Raw genomic sequence first — 24,396 nt, forward strand, 5'->3', positions numbered from 1 at the left:
TCTAAATTTCGATCAAAAATGGTAACAAGAAGAAACTTTATTATAAACACAAGCCTGGCTGCTACGGCTGTTTTGGCTTTACCGTCATTAGCATTTTCTATGAATAAAAAAGAAATTGGTTTGCAGTTGTATACATTGCGTGAAGAACTTCCGAAAAATGTAAAAGAAACTTTAGAAAAAGTTGCTGCATCAGGATATACAAATGTAGAAACGTATGGTTTTTCTATTAAAGATCAGTTTTGGGGATTGTCGCCAGTTGAATTGAAAAAAATATTGGACGATAATAAACTAAAAGCGGTTAGCGGACATTATAATTTAGGAAGTTATTTATATGACGGAAATACAGCGGAATTAATTGCTGCGATTGAAGCCGCAAAGATTTTAAAAAACGAATTCTTAACCGTTCCGTGGATCGACGAACCTTTTAGAAAAAGTATCGATGATTATAAAAAGATCGCACAGCGTTTGAATCAGGCTGCAAAAATGTGCAAAGAAGCAGGGTTAAAATTAGCGTATCACAATCATGATTTCGAATTTCAAAAACATGATGGCGTTACGGGTTACGAAATCTTATTAAATGAAACCGATAAAAACCTGGTTTATTTTGAACTAGATTTATATTGGGTAGTTCGTTCAGGAAATGATCCGCTAAAATTATTTAAAGAAAATCCGGGCCGTTTTAAAATGTGGCATGTAAAAGATATGGATAAAACAAATCCGGCTTTAAATACAGAAATTGGTTCAGGATCAATTGATTTTAAACCTTTCTTTAAAGAGGCAAAACAATCCGGAATGATTCACTTTTTTGTTGAGCAGGAAAATAATTATGCTGGAGATTCTTTTCAGTCCATTAAAACAAGCTCTGATTTTATTTCAAAAGAATTGATTTAAATCCAATCATAAAAAAGTCTTATTTTTGTAAGAATAAATTTAAAAATCATGCAGAATATCAAAACAAGTAAAGAGTTTATAAAAGGAGAAGAAATAGAGTGGGAAGTAGTTGGTGAAGGAATCAAGCGTAAAATCCTGGCTTTTGATGATAAGGTTATGCTTGTAAATGTTCATTTTGAAACTGGAGGAATTGGCGTTTTACATGAACATTATCATTCTCAGGTAACGTATATCGCAAGCGGAAAATTTGATGTAACCATAAGCGGCGTTACACAAACATTAAAAGAAGGCGATAGTTTTTATATTCCGCCTCACGCAATTCATGGAGTTGTTTGTTTAGAAAGCGGAATGCTTACAGACGTTTTTAGCCCCGCAAGAGAAGATTTCTTAAAATAAATTATAAAGAAAATCAGTAAATATACGCGTCTTTGCGATAGCGAATCTGCGTCATCCGCGTTCTAAAAATTGACGCAGATTAAACGGATTCGCTATCGCGAAGACGCAGATTTACGCAGATTTTATAAAAAAAATAACTTTAATTATAAATATTGATGGTATTTTTGCAAAATGAATTTATCTAAAACCAACGTCCTGTTTATGGCAGTTTGCACTGGTCTTATAGTTGCAAATCTTTATTACTGCCAGCCTTTAATTGTTTTAATTGCCAACGAATTTAAAATTCCTGAAGCCAGCGCCGGAACTATAACGTATTTAACTCAAGCAGGTTATGCTATTGGGTTGTTTTTTATGGTGCCGCTTGGTGATAAATTAGAACGAAAAAAGCAGATTTTAATCACCACTTTTGCTTCTGTAATCGCATTGCTTATTGCAGCAACGGCAAAAAGTTTTCTTATTTTACAAATTGCTTCTTTATTAATCGGAATCACTTCGATTGTACCGCAGCTTATTTTGCCTTTAGCAGCTTCCTTAAGCACTCCTAAACAGCGAGGAAAAGTTATTGGAACTATTATGAGCGGTTTATTGGTCGGGATTTTACTTTCCAGAACTTTAAGCGGTTTTATTGGAGAAGTTCTAGGTTGGAGATCAATGTTTTATATCGCAGCCGGAATTTGTCTTTTAATCTTTTTTGTCATTCAGAGTAAATTCCCGGTAAACAAACCTCAGTTTCAGGGAACTTACGGTCAATTAATCCAGTCTTTATTTACACTTATAAAAACACAGCCGGTTTTGCGTGAAGCAACAGCAATCAATGTTTTCAGCTTTGCTCAGTTTGGGGCTTTCTGGACGACAATGGTTTTATTGCTTTCTGGAGAACCGTTTCATTTTAACAGTGCCACAATTGGTTTATTTGGGATTGTTGGTGCATCGGGAGCTTTGGCCGCACCTTTGGTTGGGAAAATCGGTGATAAAGGAAATTCGAGAATTGCAGTTGGTTACGGCTGTTTATTAATCCTGATAAGCTTCTTGATTTTCTATTTTTCAATAGAAAGCGTAATCGGAATTGCGATAGGAATTGTCTTTATTGATATCGGAATCCAGGGCGTTCATATTTCAAACCAAACCAGAGTGTATTCATTATTGCCAGAAGCAAGAAACAGACTAAATACGGTATTTATGTCGTTTAGCTTTTTAGGAACTGCCGCGGGATCTGCCTACGGATTATTATTGTGGAAACTGGGCGGATGGCACGCTGTAACAATTGGCTGTATGGTTTTATCTGCACTGTCATTAACCGTTTACGGACTTACTTATAAATCAAAATCTAAAAAACAAAAAGCGCAAATTGATTAAGAAATTAATTTGTAAATTTGCGTTCAATTAAAAAATAACAACATGGAAAACGGAATATACGCTAAATTCAACACAAGCAAAGGTTCGATTTTAGTTAAACTTACACACGACTTAACACCAGGAACCGTAGGGAATTTTGTAGCTCTTGCAGAAGGAAATATGGAAAATAAAGTAAAACCTCAAGGACAAAAATTCTATGATGGATTAAACTTTCACAGAGTAATTCCTGATTTTATGATTCAGGGTGGTTGTCCTAAAGGAACTGGAACTGGAGATCCTGGGTATAAATTTGATGATGAATTTGATCCAAGTTTAAAACACGATCGTCCGGGAGTTTTATCTATGGCAAATTCTGGACCTGGAAGTAACGGTTCTCAATTTTTTATCACACACGTTCCAACTCCTTGGTTAGACGGAAAACACAGTGTTTTTGGTCACGTTGTAGAAGGACAAGATGTAGTTGATGCTGTTGCTCAAGGTGATGCTTTAGAGACTTTAGAAATCATCAGAGTTGGAGAAGAAGCTCAAAAATGGAATGCTATTGAAGCTTTTATTGGTTTAAAAGGTGCTCGCCTTAAACGTGAAGCAGCTTTAAAAGCAGAATCTGAAGCAAAAATGGAACAACTTGCTGCTGGTTTTGATAAAACAGAAAGCGGTTTACGTTATAAAATGATCCAAAAAGGTGAAGGTAAAAGAGCTGAAGCTGGAAAAACAGTTTCTGTTCACTACGAAGGATCTTTAGAAAACGGAAAAGTTTTTGATTCATCTTACCCACGTAAAAAACCAATCGAATTTAAATTAGGAGTTGGACAAGTTATCGAAGGATGGGACGAAGGTATTGCTTTATTACAAGTTGGAGACAAAGCTCGTTTTGTAATTCCATCTGATTTAGCTTACGGTCCATCTGGAGCTGGAGGAGTTATCCCGCCAAATGCAACTTTGATTTTTGACGTTGAATTAATGGACGTAAAATAAGGATTTACAAGCAATTTAGTATTGTTTTAAATAGCAATCCCATTCGCAAGCCGAATGGGATTTTTTTTATATTTACTATAAAAACCAGAGACAATGAAAAATATTTTAATCCTTGCAGCACTTGCTTTATTTGCAGTTTCCTGCGGAACTCAAAAAACACCAGCTGTTGCAGCTGCTCCTCCCGAACCTGCAAAAACGGTAGCATTAACTCCTGAATTAGAAGCAGGTAGAGATTTGTATGAAAACAATTGCGCAAAATGCCACAAATTGAAAGATCCTAAGAAATATACAAAAGAAGAATGGGGACCAATTTTGGTTAGAATGGGCAAAAAAGCGAAGCTGGACGAAACTCAAATGGCATCAATTACAGATTACATTCATTCGCAATTATAATTTGCATTTAGAAAAAAAACAAAAAACCTGTTCAATAATTTGAACAGGTTTTTTGTTTTCAAATAGATATAAAAAAACACCTTCACAAAATGAGGTGTTTAAAAAGTTAGGAATGATGTACAGCCGTATTGTCTACCGCGATAATTTTTAAAGTTTTGATACCAGCCGGCATTTCCCAGTCAACTTCGTCGTTTTCTTTAAAACCAATAATAGCAACACTTAAAGGTGCCAGAATTGAAATTTTAGATTGCTTTATATCTGCGGATGAAGGTAAAACAATTTGAACTTTCATTTGCTTCTTCGCTATTACATCTTCAATTGTTACAACAGAATTTATTCTGATAACAGAGTTGTCGAGTTCGCTTTCCTTGCTTATTACAGCGCGGTCTAATTCTTGCGAAAGCTGATTTGCTTCTTTAGTATTTGTTGAATTTTTACTTTTTAAAATCAATTCCCTTAAAAATTGATAATCTGATTTACAGAAAGTGGGTGTTGGTTTCATATCTATATTGAATTTATTGTTATTGAATTTGAATGATTTTTCTTCTTTTATGCTTTCTAAAGCGAGTTGTCGCTCATCTTGTTTAAAAAAAGACAAGCGTGTAAAGTATTTAGTTTGAAAAACAAAAAAGTATCTGACCAAAACTTAAATTTTGTCAAATAAGTAAATGTTTAAATCGATGTAAATCCTCCGCCTGAAAGAAGAATTGAAATAGACGGAGGCCTAATTAATAAAGGCCTTACTATGTGAAATAAATACAGCCGAAAGCGATTTTCTCTTACAAGAAAACGCAGGTCTAAAAACTGTAAATATTGTTATAGTGTTCACAATGAGTGATTTTAATTATGATCTGCAAAGATAGGTAAAGTTTTTTGATTCTTACAAATTTTATTTCCATTTGATATTACACCCAATGCTTGGTTTCTGAATTTCATTCAAGGTTCGGTTGTAAATTAAGGCATCAATTGCATTTCTTAAATCAGTTCCGCTTAACGGAATTCCGTTTCCGGGTCTTGAATCATCAAGTTGTCCTCTGTAAAACAATTTATCCTGATTATCGAATAAATAAAAATCGGGCGTGCAGGCTGCATCGTATGCTTTTGCTGTTTCCTGTGTTTCATCAAATAAGTAAGGGAAATCAATTTTATGCTGTAAAGCAAAATCAGTCATTAATTCTGGAGAATCCTGAGGATATTTCACGATATCGTTACTTGAAATAGCAATAATACCAAGTCCCTGAACACGATAATCATTTGAGATCATCACGATTTCATTAATAACATGAAGTACAAACGGGCAGTGATTACACATAAAAATAACAAGCGTACCTTTTGAACCTTTTAAATCTTCAAACGAATAAGTGTGATTCGAATTTGTATCTTTTAGATAAAATTCTGGAGCAATTGTCCCAAGCGGAATCATATTTGAAGGAGTACGTGCCATTTTTACAGAAATTAATACTCAAAAATAGCCTTTAAATTCTGTATAAAAAAGAGCACAAGAAGAATTGTTGTGTATACTTAACAGTATTTATTTAGCCCACAGATTTTACGGATTAAACTGATTATTTAATTTTAATCTGTGAAAATCCGTTTAATCCGTGAAATCTGTGGCCCATATTATTTTTATGAATTTAAAAATTCAAGTAAATCTTCGTTTAATTTGTCTCTGTCTGTATAAAACAAACCATGCGGAGCGCCTTCGTAAACGATATATGTATTATTTGCAATAGCTTCAGAAGCTTTTTTAGACGTTAAATCGATTGGAACGATTTTATCGTCATTTCCGTGAATAATTAAAGTTGGAACTGTTATTGTACTTAATTCGTCTCTAAAATCAGTAAAAGAAAAAGATTCGGCACATTTTAAAGTTGCGTGTGGAGAAGCGAATGAACAAAGCATTCTGTAATATTCTAATAAAGCCGTACTTAAAGGTTTATTGATAATATTTACACCAAAAAATGTCTTTCCGAAATTATCAACAAATCCAATTCTGTCTTCCTTGATTGCTGCTGCGGTAGTTTCACTTTTTTCTCTTGGATGTCCGTCTGGATTATCTTCTGTTTTTAGTAAAAAAGGAATAATTGAAGAAATCAAAGCGGCTTTTGCAACACCTTTTCCCTGATATCTGCTAAAATAACGAACCACTTCACCGCCACCCATAGAAAATCCAACCAAAGTTACATTCTCTAATTCCAGCTGGTTTATAATTTCGCTCAAATCATCCGTTAAAGTATCATAATCATATCCTTCCCACGGTTGTGACGATTTACCAAAACCACGACGGTCATAAGCAATTACTCGGTAATTATTTTTAACCAAATATTCAACCTGATATTCCCACATTTCGTTAGAAAGCGGCCATCCGTGAATTAAAATAACTGGTTTTCCTTTTCCGTAATCTTTTACATAAAGCTTTACGTTTTTTGCAGTTTCAATGAATTTATCTGTATTTAATTGATGAATATCAAAATCTAAATCCCTTAGAGTTGGATTGGCATTTATTACACTATTTTCCATTTTTATATTTTTACTAATTAGTTACTAATGCATGTGTAGTAAAATTAAACCTAGTATAAAAAAATAGGTTATAGAATTAGTTGTATTACTTACAAAATTTATAGGTTTGTAAAAAACAATTTTCAAATGGATTTAACCTGGAACGAATTCGAAAGAACAGATATGCGTGTAGGAACTATCATCGAAGTAAATGATTTTCCCGAAGCCAGAAAACCTGCTTTTCAATTAACAATAGATTTTGGTGCCGAAATAGGTATCAGAAAATCATCTGCACAAATTACAAAACGCTATCAAAAAGAAGATTTACTAAACAGACAAATCGTGGCCGTTGTAAATTTCCCCAAAAAACAAATAGGAAAATTTATGAGCGAATGTCTGGTTCTTGGAGCTGTAGGCGAGGAGGGAGATGTTATTTTACTAGCTCCTGATTTTAAAATTGAAAATGGATTGAGGATTGGGTAATTTACAGAAATAACTAAATTTTTATATTATCTTTCATTATCAACAATGTTGATCAACTTTTTTATGTCAAAATATCTATAATTAATAAGTCTAGGATCTTTTTTGTCTATTGTTTTAGAAAAATCCACATCTCCATCGCTTTTTTCAATTATTTGAAATGGAGCAGATTTGTTCTCAGCAATTTGAATCATACTATGTTGTCCAAAAATTTCCATTAAGGAATCTATAGCTTTATTGTTTGTTGATTCAGAGCTGTCAAAAGTTACATCAAAAATTTCTCCGCTTTCCGTTTTTATGATTAAATTTTTAACAAAACCAACTGAAGGAGATATTTTAAAACTATCAATTTGGTATTCATTTTCATTTAATTTTTTAAACGATTTGAAATGCTTTAATGAATTCAATTTTTGACCTAATTTTATTTCTCCTATACCTTCAAAATTTCTAGGTTTATTTGTGCAACTGACTATTAATATTGATAAAAATAATAATGCTAGTATTTTCATAACTGTGATTTTATATTAAATGTTAAGCATTAAGAGTTTATTTTTGTAATTAATTGTTCTAAAATCACTTGTCCTTCTTCCCAATATCTTAAATCAGAGTCAGAGTTAATATGGCCTTGTTCACCAACATTTACAAAATCACTTCCCCATTTTTCTGCAAAATATTGTTTTCTTTCAAATAAGGCATACGGATCATTTTCGCTTGCCACAACTATCGATGGAAAAGGCAATTTATAAAGCGGCATTGGAGAAAAATTCCTGATAATATCTGGAGTATGTTCTGGAGAATCTACATCGGCGGGAGCGACTAATAAAGCACCAATAATATTTTTATTCGAATTGTTTTCTGCCCAATGCAATACTAAAGAAACGGCCAAACTATGCGCCACTAAAATCGTTGGACTTTCTAATTTAGAAACGGCTTCGTTTAAACGGGCAATCCAATCTTCGCGAACAGGTTCGTCCCAATTGTCCTGAACCAAACGAATTGAATTTTTAAATTTTTCATGCCAAAAGGTCTGCCAGTGTTTCTCTCCGGAATTTCCTAATCCCGGTAAAATTAAAAGTTGTGTTTCCATTGCCGTGGAATTATATGTTTATTTCTTAGTTTGTTTTTCTTTTAAAATTCGGTTGACTTCGTTTACCAATAACGGAAAACCAGGTTCAGTCATTCCGTGACCGTAGCCGTCTAATTCGTAAAGTTTAGTCTGCGTGTGTCCAACTAATTTCATCATTCTTGCCATGTATGCATTTTCTTCATATCGGCCCAACATTTCAAGTTCACGATCTCCTGTAATTAATAAAAGCGGCGGAGCATCGGCGCGAACGTGATACAAAGGCGCAAAAGCATCAATTGTAGGTTGTTTTTCCGGGATTCCGTTTTCTCTTCTAACTTCAAAATGCGTAATACATTGTCCGCTAAACGGAATAAGTCCCGCAATTCGGTTCGCATCAATTCCTTCTTTCTGAAGATATTTTTTATCTAAACCAATCATCATATCTAAATATCCTCCGGCAGAATGACCAGAAAGAAATATTAAAGAAGAATCACCGCCATAATTGCTGATATTATTAAATGCCCAGGCAACAGCCGCTGCGGCATCTTCAATAGCTTTTACCGTTTTTGCTTTTGGAGATAATCTATAGTTTACACCAATAATGGCAAAACCTTTATTTTTTAAAGCTTCAGGAATTTCTTTATTTCCGCCCGTTAAACCTCCGCCATGAAACCAGACAATTGTGGCAAAGCCTTTTGTGTTTTTTGGATAATAAATATCCAGAACACATCTTTCGTTAATGTAACTGTCGGATTTATTTATTTCTGAAGAATAATATTGAATGTTTGATTTTGTTTCATATTCTGTTTTTTGAGCAGATGCTGAAAACGTAATAAAAATGAAACTAAATAAGAAAAGTAATTTTTTCATTTTGAAATAGTTGAATTGCATTTAATAATCTTAAATTCCAAATTTTAAATTCCAAATTCCAAAATATAAAAATCTAAAATCTACAGTCTACAATCTAAAATCGAGAACTTAAATATATAAAAAAAGTCCAAAAATGCTGCACATATTGGACTTGAACTTTTAGAAAAGTTATATAAGATTAAATATCGTCAAAATCAATATCAGTAAAGCTAGATCTTGGTGTTTCAGCTTTATCAGAACCGTATTCTTTTTTAAAATCTTTTTGATGTCTTTCAGAGATTACTTCTTCACCTTTGTGGTTCAAAACGTATGAAGTCATTTCTTCTAGTATTTCGGCAAAAGCACTAAAATCTTCTTTGTATAAATAAATTTTGTGTTTTTTAAAGTGAAAAGAACCATCTTCTTCTGTAAACTTTTTGCTTTCGGTAATCGTAATATAATAATCGTCAGCTTTAGTAGCTCTCACATCAAAGAAATAAGTTCTTCTTCCTGCTCGTAATACTTTAGAAAAAATCTCTTCTTTTTCTAACATGTCATTTTCTCTCATAATACGTTCTATCATTTTTGGTAATTAATAGTACTCAAAAATCATAAAAATTTATCTATTACGCAACAATTAAAGTAATTCTTTTTCCGAAAGTTGTTTTAAATATAACGATGCGTAGTAACCTTCCTGATTTATTAATTGATTATGAGAGCCTTGTTGAATGATTTCGCCATCTTCTAAAATAATGATTTTATCAGCGTTTTTGGCAGAAGACACTCGGTGACTGACAATTATGGTAGTTTTATCCTTACAAAATTCAAACAAATTATGTAGGATTGTTTCTTCAGTTTCGGTATCAACTGCAGACAAACAATCATCAAAAAGTAAAATCACCGGATTTTTTATAATAGCCCTCGCGATCGATACACGCTGCTTTTGTCCGCCGGAAAGCGTAATTCCTCTTTCTCCTAAAATAGTGTCATATTGCTTGTTAAATGCGATGATATTATCATGAACTACAGCATTTTTTGCAGCTTCAATAACTTCTTCGTCCGTTGCATTTTGATTTCCGAATTTGATGTTATTTTTTATGGTATCCGAAAACAAGAAAGCATCCTGAGGAACAATTCCGATGCTGTTTCTTAAATCGTTTAAATTTAAAGAACTGATTTCGTTTTGATCAATTGTAATTCTTCCATCGGTAACATCATAAAGACGGGAAATTAGAGATAAAATAGTAGATTTTCCAGAACCTGTTTTTCCTAAAATGGCCAGCGTTTCTCCTTTTTTTACTGTGAAACTTACATTTTTTAAAGCTTCAATATTAGTATCTTCATACGTATAGCTTACATTTTCAAAAGCAATTGAACCTTGTATATCTGATGCATTTTGATTGTTATTTTTAATTTCCGGCTCGATTTTCAAAAATTCATTTAAACGTTTTTGAGAAGCCTCTGCTTCCTGAACCATAGAAGAAACCCAACCAAGAGAAGCAACAGGCCAGGTTAACATGTTTACGTAGAGAATAAATTCGGCAATTGTGCCAATATTCGGAATCGTGCCGTTGATGTACATTACGCCTCCAAAATAAATTACAACTAAATTACTAATTCCGATAAGGGCAATCATCAAAGGTCCAAACAGCGACTGAACTTTAGCCAGATCTAAACTCTTGCGTTTACTTTCATCCGAAAGATTTACCATATTATTTTGATGCTGATTTTCTAAAGAATAAGCTTTAATAACTCTAATTCCTGAAAATATTTCCTGAGTAAAACTCGAAACTTTAGATAAATACTGCTGAAAAGTGGTGCTTCGTTTATTGATTTCTGAACTTAGTTTAAAAATACAATAAGACAAAATTGGCAATGGTAAAATTGTATATAAAGTCAGCAAAGGCGAAACATTATACATATATAATAATACGATGGCAAAACGAATGAACGTGTTTATAGTATACATTACCGCCGGGCCTACATACATACGAACTTTAGAAACGTCTTCACTAATTCTGTTCATTAAATCTCCCGTACGGTTTTGTTTGTAGAAATTTTGAGAAAGGTTTTCGTATTGTCTAAAAACCTCATTTTTTAAATCAAACTCAATATGGCGCGACATTACGATTAAAGTCTGACGCATTAAAAAAGTTAAGAATCCTCCAACAATTGCACTCCCCGTGATTAAGAGTACGTTATGAATTAATTCCTGCTGATAAAAGTTAACCAGTATAGAGGATTTTTTATCGGCATCGGATAGTTTTAAAAACTTTTCGATAACGTCAAAAGAATGGCTAACCAGCTTTGGAGTAAATAAAAAGAATATTTGTGCGATTATGGTGATTAAAATTCCGAAGGAAAAACTGAATTTATATTTAATGAAATATTTGTTTAAATAGCTTAATTCTTTCATTTTTTTAAGAGATTCGATATTGACTTGATTTAATTTTATGAATTATTCTTAATTAAAAGTATAATAAAATGCAATCTAATCAAAATAAATATTTTGTATAATTGTTATTTTAAAGATAAAAAATTAGCACATGTATATTTTTTGTTTATGTTTGAGTTGTCTTTTTGACAAATTCATAATTTTAAACAACTAAATAGTAACGCTATGGATGCAACTTTCGCAACTGGAAAGGAACTTCAAAAAATGGATCCTGTTTTTGGTCAATTATCTTTTGACGATCACGAACAAATTGTATTTTGCAATGACAAAGATACAGGTTTAAAAGCAATTATTGGTATTCATAATTCAGTTATGGGGCCAGCTTTAGGAGGTACTAGAATGTGGAATTACAATACTGAATGGGAAGCATTAAACGATGTTTTGCGTCTTTCAAGAGGTATGACTTATAAATCTGCAATTACCGGTTTGAATATTGGTGGTGGAAAAGCAGTAATTATTGGTGATGCTAAAACGCAGAAAACTCCTGAATTGATGCGTAAGTTTGGTGAGTTTGTTCACTCTTTAAGCGGAAGATATATTACAGCTGAAGATGTTGGAATGGAAACTAAAGACATGGACACTGTAAGAGATGTAACGCCTTATGTTACTGGAATCTCTGAAGAAAGAGGGGGATCTGGAAATCCTTCTCCTGTAACAGCTTACGGAGTTTATTTAGGAATGAAAGCGGCTGCTAAAAGTCAGTTTGGTTCTGATGTTTTAGATGGTAAAAAAGTTTTGGTTCAGGGAATTGGACACGTGGGTGAAACTTTAGTTGAGTATTTAACTAAAGAAGGAGCACAGGTAACGATTACTGATATTAACGAAGAAAAATTATATCAGGTTGCTTCAAAATACAATGCGACAATTTATACTGGTGAAGATTTATATACAGCAGATGTTGATATCTATGCGCCATGCGCAATGGGAGCAACAATTAATGACGATACAGTAAACAAAATTAAAGCTAAAGTTATTGCTGGAGCAGCAAACAACCAATTAGCTGATGAAAATGTTCACGGTCCAAGATTACAGGAAAGAGGAATTTTATATGCTCCTGATTTCTTGATCAACGCTGGTGGAATCATCAATGTTTATGCTGAATTAGAGCATTATGGTAAAGCTGAAATCATGGCTAAAACCGAAAATATCTACAATACTACTTTAGAAATTATCGATTATGCTGTGAAAAACGGTATGACAACTCATAAAGCTGCACTTACAATTGCTCAAAATCGTATTGATGCGAGAAAAATTGAAAACGCTGCTAAGAAGTAATTTTTTAGTTTACAGTCTCAATCCCAGTTTTCAGTTTGCTCTGAAGACTGGGATTTTTTTTAGTATCCAGTTGCAGTTTCCAGTTTTATAGGAATATTGAGACTGAGACTGAATACTGAGATTAATTTTGAATTAAACTGAAAACTGCGACTGAAAACTGCGACTTTTTTACGAATTAATTTTAAAATATGCCTTAAAAGTTATACTTTTGCAGACTAATTTTTAAATGTTCTTACAAGGTGGTAAATAGAAGACACATACGCGTTAAAGTCATGCAATCCATTTATGCAATGCACCAAAGCGGTTCTGATAATATGGAAAAAGAAGAGAAATTTCTTTTTTACAGTATTGATAATATTCAGGACTTATATCTTATAATGCTTTCTTCATTGATTGAAATTTGCAAAAAAGAATCAGTATTCTTGCATCTGTCAAGCAAAAAACATCTTGCTACTGCAGCAGAACGTAATCCGAACGAAAAGTTCATCAAAAACAAAATCTTTCAGCTTCTTGCCGAAAGTAATTCCCTTAGCATCGCTTTAGAAAATCGTAAAATCAACAACTGGTCATTAAACGACGATTATATTATTTTGCTTTTAAATGATATTAAAGCAAGCGATTTGTACAAAAAATACATGAGCAATAATATCAATACTTTTGAAGAGGACAAACAATTTATTGCTGATTTATTTGCTGAGGTTATTGTTCCAAATGACAAATTATATGAGTATTTAGAGGATGATAAATTGACTTGGGTTGATGATATTCCGGTTGTAAATACGCATATCATTAAACAATTAAAAGCAATTAAAACCGAAGATCCGGACGATTTTAGAGTTCCTAAATTGTATAAAGATGTTGAGGATAAAGATTTTGCTAAAGATTTATTTAGAAGAACAGTTTTAAACGAAGCTGTTTTGGCAAAAGAATACGACGATAAAACGCCAAACTGGGACAGCGAAAGGATTGCCGAAATCGATACGATTATCTTGAAAATGGCAATTTGCGAATTTTTGAAATTCCCTTCAATTCCTGTAAAAGTAACTCTTAACGAATATTTAGAAATTGCAAAAGAGTATTCTACACCAAAAAGTAGTATTTTTATCAACGGAATTTTAGATAATCTTGTAAAAGAACTTACCGCTAATAAAAAGATGGTAAAAGTTGGTAGAGGGTTAATGTAAAAATAAAAGAAATTGAGCTGTCACTCTGAGCGAAGTCGAAGAGCCAGTCCAAAAATAAAATATTAATAATAAATCAAAAAACAGAATTTAAATTATGGGACAATTAACTCAATTTGCGCCATTTCTATTAATGTTTGTGGTAATCTATTTCTTCATGATCAGACCACAGCAAAAAAGAGCAAAAAACGAAAAAGAATTTGAAAGCAGCCTAAAAGTAGGTGATAAAATAGTTACTAAAAGTGGTTTCCACGGTAAAATTGCTGAATTAGCAGAAACTACTGTTGTAATCGAAACTATGTCAGGAAAATTAAAATTAGAGCGTTCAGCTATTTCTTTAGAATTAAGCGCTGCTTTGAATAAAAAAGCTTAAGCTTTTTTAAATTACAATATTTTAAATCCCAAATTCCAAATGGAGTTTGGGATTTTTTTGTTTATGCTAAACGTGTGGTCATTGCGAGGAACGAAGCAATCTCACGATGCTTATCACGCATGTTGATGTTAGTGTGGTTGCTTCGTTCCTCGCAATGACAAAAATGCGAAAACCTTTGTCAAAGTTTAAAACTTTGACAAAGGTCTCATATAGCTTGGAATTTGGAATTTTAAAAAATTGGAATTTAATTACCTGTATTTATCATTCAACCCAACATTCGCCAAAATCATCGGAATCACTTTTTCAATTCTCGAAAGTTTTGTTTTTTCCTGTTTAGCAGTTTCAATATATTCCAGAAACTCATATTGTTTATAAGGGCTAAACTTCTCAAACGCTTCTTTTAATGATGGGTTTTTAATCATTTCTGCGTTAAGAAGTTCAGAAACTATGGCTTCTTTTTTTGAAGGTTTTATGATTTTTCCCTGTTTTTCATTTTCAATCGCTTCTAAGATATATTCTAAAATATCTTTTTCGTTTATTTCTTCTTTTGAAGCAAAACGCCATTGACGCAAGGATTTTGTAACCTCTTCCTGAGCATTGATAAGTTTCTTTTTTTCATCTTTCAGGAAAACACCATTAAAAAACCAAATCGCAAAATAATCTTTAAAACCTCCTAAACCAATGACATTTTTTTTCTCATAAACATAAACCGGACCACCCCATTTTGTGGTTTCTTTTAGTTCGGTTTTGTCAATAATAGCTTTAAGGAGAAGTAATTCTTCTTCCCATTGACCGCTATATTTCCACATGCCTTTATTTTCAGAAGCTGGTTCCAAATTATCTTGTTCTTTTAGGTTTTTCTTTTGAATCAAAAATTCCCGGAATTGCTGTAAGTTCAGCAATTTTTACAATAACATCAGTTGCTTTTTGAATGCTTTCTGCTGGAACATATTCGTATTTTCCGTGGAAGTTATGTCCGCCGGCAAAAATATTCGGACAAGGTAATCCCATATATGATAATTGAGATCCGTCAGTACCGCCGCGAATAGGTTTTATGATTGGTTTGATGTTTAATTCGCGCATTGCTTTTTCGGCAATATCAACAATATGTTTTACCGGAAGCACTTTTTCTTTCATATTGTAATACTGATCTCTAATTTCAGTAGTTACAATATCTTCACCAAATTGTTTCGCAAACTTCTTATTGATTTTTTTGGCAATTTTTCCAATTAAATCTTTACGTTTTTCAAATTTGCTTTTATTATGATCGCGGATAATTAATTCTAAAACGGTTTCTTCAATACTTCCCGTTAAATGATGAACGTGAAAAAAACCTTCGTAACCTTTTGTTTCCTGAGGCGTTTCACCTTTTGGAAGTTCATTGATAAATTCATTTGCAATCAACATCGAGTTGATCATTTTTCCTTTTGCATAACCAGGATGAACGCTTTTTCCTTTAAAAGTAATTTTAGCTCCGGCAGCATTAAAATTTTCATATTCTAATTCACCAATCTGGCTTCCGTCCATGGTGTAAGCCCATTGAGCGCCAAATTTTTCCACATCAAAATGATGCGCACCGCGTCCAATTTCTTCGTCGGGAGTAAAACCAATTCTGATTTTCCCGTGTTTAATTTCCGGATGCTGAATTAAGTATTCCATTGCCGAAACAATTTCGGTAATTCCGGCTTTATCATCGGCGCCTAACAAAGTAGTTCCGTCGGTTGTAATGATTGTCTGCCCTTTATATTGTAATAAATCTTTAAAGTAATTAGGAGAAAGAACGATGTTTTTTTCAGCATTCAAAACAATATCTTTTCCGTCGTAATTCTCTACAATCTGTGGTTTTACATTTGCCCCGCTAAAGTCTGGCGAAGTATCAAAATGAGAAACAAACCCAATTGTCGGGACTTCATGATCCACATTACTTGGCAAAGTTGCCATAATGTAAGCCTTGTCATCTATGGTGACATCTGTTAAACCAATTGTTTTTAGTTCTTCAACTAATTTATTGGCAAGATTCCATTGTTTTTCTGTACTTGGGGTTGTTTTTGAATTCGGATCTGATTCTGTATCAATTGTTACATAACTGATAAAACGATCTATGATATGTTGCATTTCTTTTTATTTTTAGCAAATATAGACATTTTTTTTAGCAGGTAAATTTGCGGTTTTAGTATCGAAAATAATAAAAAAAGAGACCGTTTTTGTAGACAGCCTCCTGTTTTTTATTGAATTATCTGTTCTAATAGTCAAACGTTCCTACGGAACGTATATCTTTCAACAAATTGAATTTCTACCAATCAGACATTCCTAACGGAATGAGCCTTTTCAATTTAAAAAAAATTATTCCGTTAGGAATATTTGGTTGGTAGCAAGAATATTAAGATTTTGATTGTGTCCTGTAAGGACACCTGATTTATTGAGTCTAATGTATTTGAGATAACCGTTTTTATCTTTTAAATACTTTTTACACATCTAAAACCAAGATGATTGGCAGCAGATCTAATTTCGCCCTTTCCTCTGGTTCCCACCATATATCTGGTACAATATTGATCTGTACATAAAAAAGAACCACCGCGGTGCACTCTTTTTATTTGAGTTGGATCGTTAGGATCATTATAAGCATCCGGTCCTTGCGGATTTTTGGCTGTTTTTCCGCTTTCGCTTAATGTTTTATAATAATCAACGCTGTACCAATCGTTTGTCCATTCCCATACATTTCCTGCAACATCATACAATCCGTAAGCATTTGGGGCAAATTGTGCGACAGGAGCAATTCCTTTAAAACCATCTTCTCCCGTATCACCATCTTTAATCGGGAAATGTCCTTGATAAATATTAGCCTGAAATTTTCCGTTTGGTTTCAACGTATTTCCCCAAGCGTAGATTTCTCCTGTTTTTCCCCCTCTGGCAGCAAACTCCCATTCAGCTTCTGTTGGAAGTCTTTTTCCAGCCCATTTTGCGTAGGCTGCAGCATCTTCATAAGTAATATGCACAACAGGATATTTTTCTTTTCCTTTTATAGAACTTTGAGGGCCAAGCGGATGTTTCCAGTCCGTTCCGCCAACGTAAGACCACCATTGCAGAAAATTATTCAAATTTACGGCTGATGGAGTAGGTGTAAATATTACAGAACCAGTAATTAAATCTTCTTCGGCAGCGGTTGGAAATTCTTCTTTAGTCGGTTTTTGTTCAGCAACGGTAATATATCCCGTAGCTTTTACAAACTTTTCATATTCTTCGTTTGTTACTTCGGTTTTATCCATATAATAACCGTCAACATACACACGATGAATAGGAGCGGCATCTTTTGTTACGCCAGATAAACTGCATAAACTTTCATCTGCAACATTACTTCCCATGGAGAATTCGCCGCCCGGAATCCAAACCATTCCTTCAGGAGCTTTTCCTGCGGGTTTGTTTTTATTTTCAATTGTAGGTTTAAATGCCGATGGTTCTGAGGTATTTGGAATTTCATGACAATCTAAAGCCGCTTCGGTTACTTTTGGTTTAGGCGTAATTAATTTGGTTACACCGTAAGTAATTGAAATTATGGAGATTGTTAGTATAGCGAAAATCCAAAAAGTTTTATTTTTCATTGTAATGGTTTTTTGAGCTGTATTGGTTGTCAATAAGTTGAATCAAAAGTATGAAAATAACTTTTAAAGTTATATTAGTTTGATAGAATTAATAAAATAATTGTATTTTGTTATTTATCTTCTTCTACCAAAACTACTTCGTATTTGTCTTTTCCATCAACTTTTACAGGTTGATAGTAGGTTTCGCCAAACTTAACATATTTTACATCGCCAATGGTAACTTCTTCACCGCCTTCGGGTAAATTGTCAACAACCGTTCCTGCTGTTGGCGGTACTACTTTATAGGTATTGCCATCCTTTTCATAATACGTTCCTCCGTAATAATAATTATTAACGGTTCCTGTATTAATGGTTTGCGCTCCACTCGGAATATTGTTTACTGTTCCTCCAACTGGCGCAGGAACCGCAGTATAACCTCCGTTTGAAGGTGCGTACCAAACTCCCTGATCGTAATGATACTGCGTACTTTCGACACTTACAACTATTGCTGTCACTGCTAAAGTCGCTACAAAAAATCCCCACGGATGCCAAACCGGACCATAATAAAATGGTCTGTACGGATGAAAGTAATACGGATTGTAAGCGTGATATCTGTAACCGCCATACACATAAGGAGGACGAGCGTACACAACGGTATTTCGTCTAACAACAGTATTTCTGTTATTATTTATTGTGATGTCCCTGCTTCTGTCAACGTTTCGGGTATTGCCGCTTATATTCGTATTTCTATTACCTGAATTGCTTATGTTGCCAGAATTTCGATTACCAGAATTTCTGTTGACAGAATTATTTCTGTTAATATTTGTGTTTGAAGTATTAGCAGGTCTGGTAACTTTGGTTCCTGAACCATTAGAGCCAGGTCTTGTTGTTGCAGGCCTGTTTACTGTAGGTCGTGACTGATTGGCTGGTCTGTTTACAGCAGGTCTTTGAGTTCCTCCGCTAGGTCTGTGAACGCCGCCACCGCCACCGCCCACACGACGTTGCGCTATGCTGTCAATAGAAATCAAAAAAAACGATCCGGCTAAACATATTGTTACTGCTTTTCTTATTGTTTTGTTTATATTTTTCATTTTCAGTATTTTAAGTCAGATAAAGTTATTAAAAAATAAATTTATATTTAAAAAAGAAGTAAGAATTTTACAATGAAATATCCCATTGTATTCTAAATCTCCATCCTGCTTCAAGAGGAAGTGTTTTGTCCTGAAAACTGAAATAAGTCACTTCTGATGTCAATTTGTTTTTATGTCCTTTAAAAAACCAGTTAAAAGCAATAGTAGTTTCATCTTGTCGGTTTTGTCTAATAGTATTGTCAGGTCTGTATGCCGCATGGCGTCCGGCCATTTCTAAATGTTTGGGCCACCATTCAAAAGCATTATGAAAAAAATATCCGGCCTGAACATAGTAGCCTTTTAATGTGGTTTCGTCGTCATTGTTTATTTTGTCGATAATTTTTTTAGTATGCATTTCGCTTTGCCAGGAAAAACCCCGATACATAAATGCAGTTTCAAAATTCCATTGATTTACCCTGTATTGTCCCGGCGCACCATCTTCATATTCTTCTAAATATCCTCCGCCAGATTGTGAAAATCGGGTGTAAGGACTTCGGTTTGTTAAAGCTGAAAAAGCAATAATTGGAGTTAATTTTTCATGAAATTCCAGATCACTTCCTTCAAAATCAAGAAATCGTCCTAAAAAATTCCATTGTGCCCGCCCGAAATACATCAAATTATTATCATCGTTAGAGGTGTTTCCCCGACCAGTTCCGGTAAGTGCTGCGGCCCAATAATTAAAATCGGCAATGCCTTTTCCTTTTAAATGTCCGTAAACTTCAACTCCCATTTGTCTGTCTACAGTAAAAGGGCGGTTAATTAAAGAACGATCAACGGTTTGCTGCTCACCGCTGCTTATGAAACGCTCTCTTGTAAATTCAACCTTCCATTGTCCGGCTTTAAAGCTTAACCATTTCCATTTCTCCACCATAATTCTAAAATCTAATAAATTAGACTGGCTGAGTTCGTATTCCCAATAATAATTTAACCAAGGCTCAAAAGCATGACCGCCCACTTTTAATCTGGCACGGTTAATTTTGAAAGTAGTTTTTTTATCCTGACTGTAATCATCATAAGTCAAAGGATCTGTATCATTTGGTGTAGAAAACCGAAACTGAAGCCGGCTTTGCAATTGAAAAAGAAATTTATTGTCATTGGTACGAAGTTCAATTCCTTTATCGCCGTACCTAAAGTTAAGCAGTTTGGTGGTGTCTTTTTCTTGTTGCGCTTTTGATTTAAAGGCAAGAAATAAGAGTAATAGTAAAAAGTAAATTTTTAAAATGCGAATTGTTTTGTTTGTGTGATGCATAGGCGAAGCTGATAGGTATAATTCGTATATCACTTTATTACATCCTGTTTTGTCACGCTCAGGGTGACAATATTTAACTTAAGTAAATATTTTGTTTAACTATCTCAAAATTAGGTAATAAATAATCCATAGATAGTTATTGAAACTCTTGAACTTGTTTCATTTTATAACTTGCAACCTCTTATTAATTTGTTTTTTATAAAACAGTACCTTTTTAAACTATAATATTTAAATTTGCAGCCAAAATAACAACAACACAACTCTTATGTATAAATTGATAATTCGCCCAATACTTTTTTGGTTTGATCCGGAAGAAGTGCATTACTTTACTTTTTCATTTGTAAAATTCATTTCAAAAATACCTGGAGTTTCGGCAATTATAAGATCAATTTATGAAGTAAAAGACGCTCGTTTAGAAAGAGAAGTTTTTGGAATTAAATTCAAAAATCCGGTGGGACTTGCGGCGGGATTTGATAAAGATGCGAAGTTGTACAAAGAACTTTCTGATTTTGGTTTTGGTTTTATCGAAATTGGAACTGTAACTCCGGTTGGTCAGGAAGGAAATCCTAAAAAACGTTTGTTTCGTTTAAAAGAAGATCAGGCGATTATTAACAGAATGGGTTTCAATAATGGCGGAGTTCTGGAAGCTGTTGAACGTTTGAAAAAGAATCAAGGCGTTTTAATTGGCGGAAACATCGGAAAAAATAAAGTGACACCAAACGAAAATGCGGTTGACGATTATATCATTTGTTTTGATGCACTTTTTGATCATGTAGATTATTTTGTAGTAAATGTAAGTTCGCCAAATACGCCAAATTTAAGAGCGCTTCAGGATAAAGAGCCTTTAACCGCTTTATTACAGACGCTGCAAAACAGAAATGTCGAAAAACAAAAAACAAGCACTCAAAAAGTAAAACCAATTTTATTAAAAATTGCTCCAGACCTTACAGATGAGCAGTTATTAGATATTATTGATATTGTAAAAACTACGCAGATTGCGGGTGTAATTGCAACAAATACAACTATTTCCAGAGACGGACTTCAGTCTCAAAACCAATCAGAAATGGGAGGCTTATCTGGAAAACCATTAACAAAACGTTCTACAGAAGTAATTCGTTTTCTTTCGGAAAAAAGCAATAAAGCATTTCCAATTATTGGAGTAGGAGGAATTCACTCTGCCGATGATGCCATCGAAAAACTAAATGCAGGAGCAAGTTTAGTGCAGTTATACACTGGTTTTATTTATGAAGGGCCAGCGTTAATAAAAGCAATCAACAAAAAAGTTTTAGGGCAGTTGTAAAAGAAGTGCCTGAACCAGTATTCCGGCAAGAATGGCGATTCCGAAACTAATTAATGTACCAATTAAAACATATTCGGTTAGTTTTCGGTCTTTGGCTTCTTTTAAATCTCCAAACCTAAAAATAGATTTTGCAGCCAATAAAAATCCAATTGCTTCAAAATGTCCGGTTAAGATAAATCCGAACACAAACAAGCGTTCTAAAATACCAATATAATTTCCGGCAGCTATCAGCGAATTATCCTGATGGCTGTTTTCGTTTTCGGGTGCCCAGATCGAAATAATGGTTTTGATTAAAATAGAAGTGGGTTTGGTTAACAGTAAAATTCCTGTAATTAAAATCCAGAATGCATTATCCTGCCAAAAATAAATAATGCCTTTGTTTTGATATAAAAGTACCACGCCTATTAAAACCAAAATATGTGCAATTTGATCTGCAATAAACCAGGTACGTTTTGTTTTATCTTTCTGGAAATTGAGTTTGATTAAATCGATAATACCGTGCGTAACCGCAATTAAAACAGCATACGGAATAAAACTAATTTCCCAAGCCAAAATCGCGGCTAAAACTCCATGTAATAAAACATGAATATATAAGTAAATACTTTTGTGTTTTTTACTCTCTTTATCGATAACCCAGGAATTGGGCTGCCAGATAAAATCGCCTAATAAATGTGACAGAAACAGTTTTATAAATAAAATCATGGGGCTGTAAGTTGTTTTATTTGTGTTCTAAAATAACGATCTAAATTCATAACCAAATCAAACTGAGCACGCTTTTGTCTTCGGCTTACGGCAGCTTGATTAATGCCTAATTTTTGTCCCAATTCTTCCTGCGAAAGGCTTGGATTTTCTATTGCTTTTGCAACAAATTCTGACGATTGTACCAGCCAGTTATCCATAAAAGTCAAAGCAAGCTGAATCATTAAGTTCATTTTTTCATCAAAATCAGTATCTCCTGTTCGCAATGCTAAAGTCACTTTTTGCTTTTTTAAAGTCTCAAAAAGTTCTCCCGAATTGATAAACGCCGTTCCGTTACTTTCAGAAATTTTAGCAGCATTATGCGTTTTATTTCCAAAACCAATGCTCATTCGCGCATCAGATTTTATGGTTCGTAAATGTGCTTTTACCAAAATCGCAGTCAACAAAGCGTCTTCCGGATTTTTAACTTCAATTTGAAATTCGTCACCACGGTACACTTCCCATTCGCCGGGCGTTTGACCAAGCGGAGCCAGGATTTTTTTTAAATCTTCGACCCAATGCTGCGATTCTTGTTGTCTTGAACCAATTATGTCACCTGTAATTACACTAGTCATAATCAAATATAATTAAAAAATAATAAAAATTCTATTACAAATATAAGTAATAAATTTAATTATTACATTTTTTGGTAATATTTTAAAATATTACGTTTTTATGTAATAAAAATATCTATTACGATATAACGTAATAAAGACAGTTACACTTATATTTAACTTATAAGAAACTATCCAGCATTAAAATTTAAATGACCTTATATAACTTATATGGTAAAAAAAACAGCCCGATAAGATTAAAATAAATAATTCGCAAAGAGTTAATTTTTATTTCTTTAAAAAAGAACCTAACTTAGCTTTTACAAAAGAATAAGCTTTGAATAAAGAGATCAAGATTATCGAATGTCCACGAGATGCCATGCAGGGTATCAAAACCTTTATTCCAACAAAAAATAAAGTAACTTATATACAAGCGTTGCTTCGTGTGGGGTTTGATACAATTGATTTTGGAAGTTTTGTTTCTCCAAAAGCAATTCCGCAAATGCAGGATACTGCCGAAGTTTTGGCACAATTAGATTTGTCGCAGACAACCAGTAAATTACTTTCGATAATTGCGAATACACAAGGCGCAGCTCAGGCTGCAGAACATGAAGCCATTCAATATTTAGGATTTCCTTTCTCGATATCTGAAAATTTTCAGATGCGTAATACGCATAAAACAATCGCCGAATCTTTAATTACTTTAGAAGAAATTCTGGAAATCGCCGATAAAAAAAATAAAGAAGTTGTAACCTATCTTTCCATGGGATTTGGAAATCCTTATGGAGATCCGTGGAATGTTGAAATTGTGGCCGAATGGACCGAAAAACTGGCCGGAATGGGCGTTAAAATTTTATCGCTTTCAGATACAGTTGGAAGTTCTACACCAGATGTTATTACGTATTTGTTTTCGAATTTAATTCCGAAATATCCTGAAATCGAATTTGGAGCGCATCTGCACACTACGCCAGACAGCTGGTTTGAAAAAATCGATGCGGCATCAAAAGCCGGATGCATACGTTTTGACGGTGCGATTCAGGGATTTGGAGGCTGCCCAATGGCGACCGATAAATTGACAGGAAACATGCCAACAGAAAAATTGATTTCGTATTTTACGGCCAATAAAAAAATAACAGGACTTAATTCTTTAAGTTTTGAAAGTGCTTATAATGAAGCTTCTAAATTGTTTGGAAAGTTTCATTAAAAAATAATGAAATTATGAGTGATTTTAAACTTTGGTTAGAGTTTGAAGAAGTAGATCCAGATAATTGGCAGATAAATAATGATTTTTGTAATATAAATGTTGAGTTAGTTGATGGCAGGAAATATGGAATGAATGTTTGGACTTATGAATTTCTAAAAACAACTGTAGAATATGATAAAACGAACGGAAATAATCTCGAAGGTTTGTATGTAATTCCACCAGATTTATTTGTAAAGGAATTAACTAGAAGTTGTATTGAAAAAACAATTGAAGATTTATTAAAAATTGGTAATCTGGAAGTTGTATTAAATTCAAGTATAGTAATAAAGAATAATATTAAATTATAATCTGCAATTAATTCTCTAAGTTTTGAAAGTGCTTATAATGAAGCATCTAAATTATTTGGAAAATTTCATTAAAAAAATAATGTAAAATAAGTAATATCTGACAAGAA

27 protein-coding genes are annotated in these 24,396 nt (G+C 33.5%); 12 read left to right on the plus strand and 15 right to left on the minus strand.

All coding sequences use genetic code 11. The annotated features are described in order from the left end of the window. The first annotated feature begins 18 nt into the window (after positions 1-18). The 5 genes from NLJ00_RS11850 (at position 19) to NLJ00_RS11870 (ending at position 4,011) form a co-directional block, all read left to right on the plus strand. Complete coding sequence (locus NLJ00_RS11850) at positions 19-891, plus strand: sugar phosphate isomerase/epimerase family protein (protein ID WP_256637329.1); 873 nt, start codon at positions 19-21, stop codon at positions 889-891. Positions 892-939: 48 nt separating this feature from the next. Continuing rightward, complete coding sequence (locus NLJ00_RS11855) at positions 940-1,287, plus strand: cupin domain-containing protein (RefSeq protein ID WP_256637330.1); 348 nt, start codon at positions 940-942, stop codon at positions 1,285-1,287. Between the two features lie 201 nt (positions 1,288-1,488). Continuing rightward, complete coding sequence (locus NLJ00_RS11860) at positions 1,489-2,643, plus strand: MFS transporter (RefSeq protein WP_256637331.1); 1,155 nt, start codon at positions 1,489-1,491, stop codon at positions 2,641-2,643. Positions 2,644-2,685: 42 nt separating this feature from the next. Continuing rightward, a complete protein-coding gene (locus tag NLJ00_RS11865; protein WP_053471046.1) occupies positions 2,686-3,618 on the plus strand; it encodes a peptidylprolyl isomerase in 933 nt (310 codons plus the stop codon). Between the two features lie 93 nt (positions 3,619-3,711). Next, the gene (locus NLJ00_RS11870; protein ID WP_256637332.1) at positions 3,712-4,011 is read left to right on the plus strand and encodes a c-type cytochrome; all 300 of its coding nucleotides are present in this window, start codon (positions 3,712-3,714) and stop codon (positions 4,009-4,011) included. A gap of 106 nt (positions 4,012-4,117) precedes the next feature. On the opposite strand, the gene NLJ00_RS11875 is transcribed toward NLJ00_RS11870, so the two are convergent. From NLJ00_RS11875 to NLJ00_RS11885, 3 genes are all read right to left on the minus strand, one after another. Further along, on the minus strand, positions 4,118-4,513 hold the full coding sequence (locus tag NLJ00_RS11875; RefSeq protein ID WP_180861674.1) for a GreA/GreB family elongation factor: 396 nt from the start codon (positions 4,511-4,513) through the stop codon (positions 4,118-4,120). Positions 4,514-4,900: 387 nt separating this feature from the next. Beyond that, positions 4,901-5,455, minus strand: coding sequence for a thioredoxin family protein (locus NLJ00_RS11880; RefSeq protein ID WP_256637333.1), 555 nt, complete (start codon positions 5,453-5,455; stop codon positions 4,901-4,903). Between the two features lie 182 nt (positions 5,456-5,637). Beyond that, complete coding sequence (locus NLJ00_RS11885; RefSeq protein WP_180861670.1) at positions 5,638-6,531, minus strand: alpha/beta fold hydrolase; 894 nt, start codon at positions 6,529-6,531, stop codon at positions 5,638-5,640. Positions 6,532-6,657: 126 nt separating this feature from the next. Between NLJ00_RS11885 and NLJ00_RS11890 the strand changes: the two genes are divergently transcribed. Continuing rightward, on the plus strand, positions 6,658-6,993 hold the full coding sequence (locus NLJ00_RS11890; RefSeq protein ID WP_256637334.1) for a tRNA-binding protein: 336 nt from the start codon (positions 6,658-6,660) through the stop codon (positions 6,991-6,993). Between the two features lie 26 nt (positions 6,994-7,019). Here the strand turns inward: NLJ00_RS11890 and NLJ00_RS11895 are convergent, their stop codons facing one another. From NLJ00_RS11895 to NLJ00_RS11915, 5 genes are all read right to left on the minus strand, one after another. After that, positions 7,020-7,499: a hypothetical protein gene (locus NLJ00_RS11895; protein ID WP_256637335.1), complete on the minus strand. Its 480-nt coding sequence runs from the start codon at positions 7,497-7,499 to the stop codon at positions 7,020-7,022. 29 nt (positions 7,500-7,528) lie between these two features. Continuing rightward, on the minus strand, positions 7,529-8,077 hold the full coding sequence (locus NLJ00_RS11900; RefSeq protein ID WP_256637336.1) for an RBBP9/YdeN family alpha/beta hydrolase: 549 nt from the start codon (positions 8,075-8,077) through the stop codon (positions 7,529-7,531). Positions 8,078-8,095: 18 nt separating this feature from the next. Further along, a complete protein-coding gene (locus NLJ00_RS11905; protein ID WP_256637337.1) occupies positions 8,096-8,926 on the minus strand; it encodes an alpha/beta hydrolase in 831 nt (276 codons plus the stop codon). A gap of 178 nt (positions 8,927-9,104) precedes the next feature. Further along, positions 9,105-9,473 carry a PUR family DNA/RNA-binding protein gene (locus NLJ00_RS11910; RefSeq protein WP_053471040.1) on the minus strand — a complete coding sequence of 123 codons (369 nt, stop codon included), beginning with the start codon at positions 9,471-9,473 and terminating at the stop codon, positions 9,105-9,107. Positions 9,474-9,542: 69 nt separating this feature from the next. Continuing rightward, positions 9,543-11,321, minus strand: coding sequence for an ABC transporter ATP-binding protein (locus tag NLJ00_RS11915; protein ID WP_256637338.1), 1,779 nt, complete (start codon positions 11,319-11,321; stop codon positions 9,543-9,545). Between the two features lie 204 nt (positions 11,322-11,525). Here NLJ00_RS11915 and NLJ00_RS11920 point away from each other — a divergent pair, with 204 nt between their 5' ends. The 3 genes from NLJ00_RS11920 (at position 11,526) to yajC (ending at position 14,189) form a co-directional block, all read left to right on the plus strand. Further along, entirely contained in the window at positions 11,526-12,635 is a 1,110-nt protein-coding gene (locus tag NLJ00_RS11920; protein ID WP_256637339.1) for a Glu/Leu/Phe/Val family dehydrogenase, read from the plus strand. Between the two features lie 272 nt (positions 12,636-12,907). Further along, entirely contained in the window at positions 12,908-13,819 is a 912-nt protein-coding gene (nusB, locus tag NLJ00_RS11925) for a transcription antitermination factor NusB (RefSeq protein ID WP_256637340.1), read from the plus strand. Between the two features lie 94 nt (positions 13,820-13,913). Further along, a complete protein-coding gene (gene yajC / locus NLJ00_RS11930; protein ID WP_053471036.1) occupies positions 13,914-14,189 on the plus strand; it encodes a preprotein translocase subunit YajC in 276 nt (91 codons plus the stop codon). 248 nt (positions 14,190-14,437) lie between these two features. On the opposite strand, the gene NLJ00_RS11935 is transcribed toward yajC, so the two are convergent. The 5 genes from NLJ00_RS11935 to NLJ00_RS11955 form a co-directional block, all read right to left on the minus strand. Next, positions 14,438-15,025, minus strand: a complete 588-nt coding sequence (locus tag NLJ00_RS11935) for a YdeI/OmpD-associated family protein (RefSeq protein ID WP_256637341.1) — start codon at positions 15,023-15,025, stop codon at positions 14,438-14,440. Between the two features lies 1 nt (position 15,026). Further along, on the minus strand, positions 15,027-16,304 hold the full coding sequence (gene pepT, locus NLJ00_RS11940) for a peptidase T (RefSeq protein ID WP_256637342.1): 1,278 nt from the start codon (positions 16,302-16,304) through the stop codon (positions 15,027-15,029). Between the two features lie 341 nt (positions 16,305-16,645). Then, on the minus strand, positions 16,646-17,788 hold the full coding sequence (locus NLJ00_RS11945) for a formylglycine-generating enzyme family protein (RefSeq protein ID WP_256637343.1): 1,143 nt from the start codon (positions 17,786-17,788) through the stop codon (positions 16,646-16,648). A gap of 110 nt (positions 17,789-17,898) precedes the next feature. Beyond that, entirely contained in the window at positions 17,899-18,858 is a 960-nt protein-coding gene (locus NLJ00_RS11950) for a DUF6515 family protein (RefSeq protein ID WP_256637344.1), read from the minus strand. A gap of 67 nt (positions 18,859-18,925) precedes the next feature. Further along, on the minus strand, positions 18,926-20,179 hold the full coding sequence (locus NLJ00_RS11955; RefSeq protein WP_319800431.1) for an OprO/OprP family phosphate-selective porin: 1,254 nt from the start codon (positions 20,177-20,179) through the stop codon (positions 18,926-18,928). Positions 20,180-20,411: 232 nt separating this feature from the next. Between NLJ00_RS11955 and NLJ00_RS11960 the strand changes: the two genes are divergently transcribed. Further along, positions 20,412-21,446 carry a quinone-dependent dihydroorotate dehydrogenase gene (locus NLJ00_RS11960; protein ID WP_256637345.1) on the plus strand — a complete coding sequence of 345 codons (1,035 nt, stop codon included), beginning with the start codon at positions 20,412-20,414 and terminating at the stop codon, positions 21,444-21,446. Here NLJ00_RS11960 and NLJ00_RS11965 read toward each other — a convergent pair. Both NLJ00_RS11965 and NLJ00_RS11970 read right to left on the minus strand, forming a co-directional pair. Continuing rightward, positions 21,432-22,148, minus strand: a complete 717-nt coding sequence (locus tag NLJ00_RS11965; RefSeq protein ID WP_256637346.1) for a DUF3307 domain-containing protein — start codon at positions 22,146-22,148, stop codon at positions 21,432-21,434. The two genes, NLJ00_RS11960 and NLJ00_RS11965, sit on opposite strands and share 15 nt — an antisense overlap. After that, the gene (locus NLJ00_RS11970; protein ID WP_256637347.1) at positions 22,145-22,759 is read right to left on the minus strand and encodes a SatD family protein; all 615 of its coding nucleotides are present in this window, start codon (positions 22,757-22,759) and stop codon (positions 22,145-22,147) included. The genes NLJ00_RS11965 and NLJ00_RS11970 overlap by 4 nt, the downstream gene beginning before the upstream one ends. Before the next feature lie 316 nt (positions 22,760-23,075). Here NLJ00_RS11970 and NLJ00_RS11975 point away from each other — a divergent pair, with 316 nt between their 5' ends. Both NLJ00_RS11975 and NLJ00_RS11980 read left to right on the plus strand, forming a co-directional pair. Next, the gene (locus NLJ00_RS11975; RefSeq protein WP_053471029.1) at positions 23,076-23,942 is read left to right on the plus strand and encodes a hydroxymethylglutaryl-CoA lyase; all 867 of its coding nucleotides are present in this window, start codon (positions 23,076-23,078) and stop codon (positions 23,940-23,942) included. Positions 23,943-23,956: 14 nt separating this feature from the next. Beyond that, the gene (locus NLJ00_RS11980; RefSeq protein ID WP_256637348.1) at positions 23,957-24,289 is read left to right on the plus strand and encodes a hypothetical protein; all 333 of its coding nucleotides are present in this window, start codon (positions 23,957-23,959) and stop codon (positions 24,287-24,289) included. Positions 24,290-24,396: the final 107 nt, after the last annotated feature.

It is taken from the genome of Flavobacterium panici (assembly GCF_024499525.1).
In the GTDB taxonomy this organism is placed as follows: Bacteria; Bacteroidota; Bacteroidia; order Flavobacteriales; family Flavobacteriaceae; genus Flavobacterium; species Flavobacterium panici.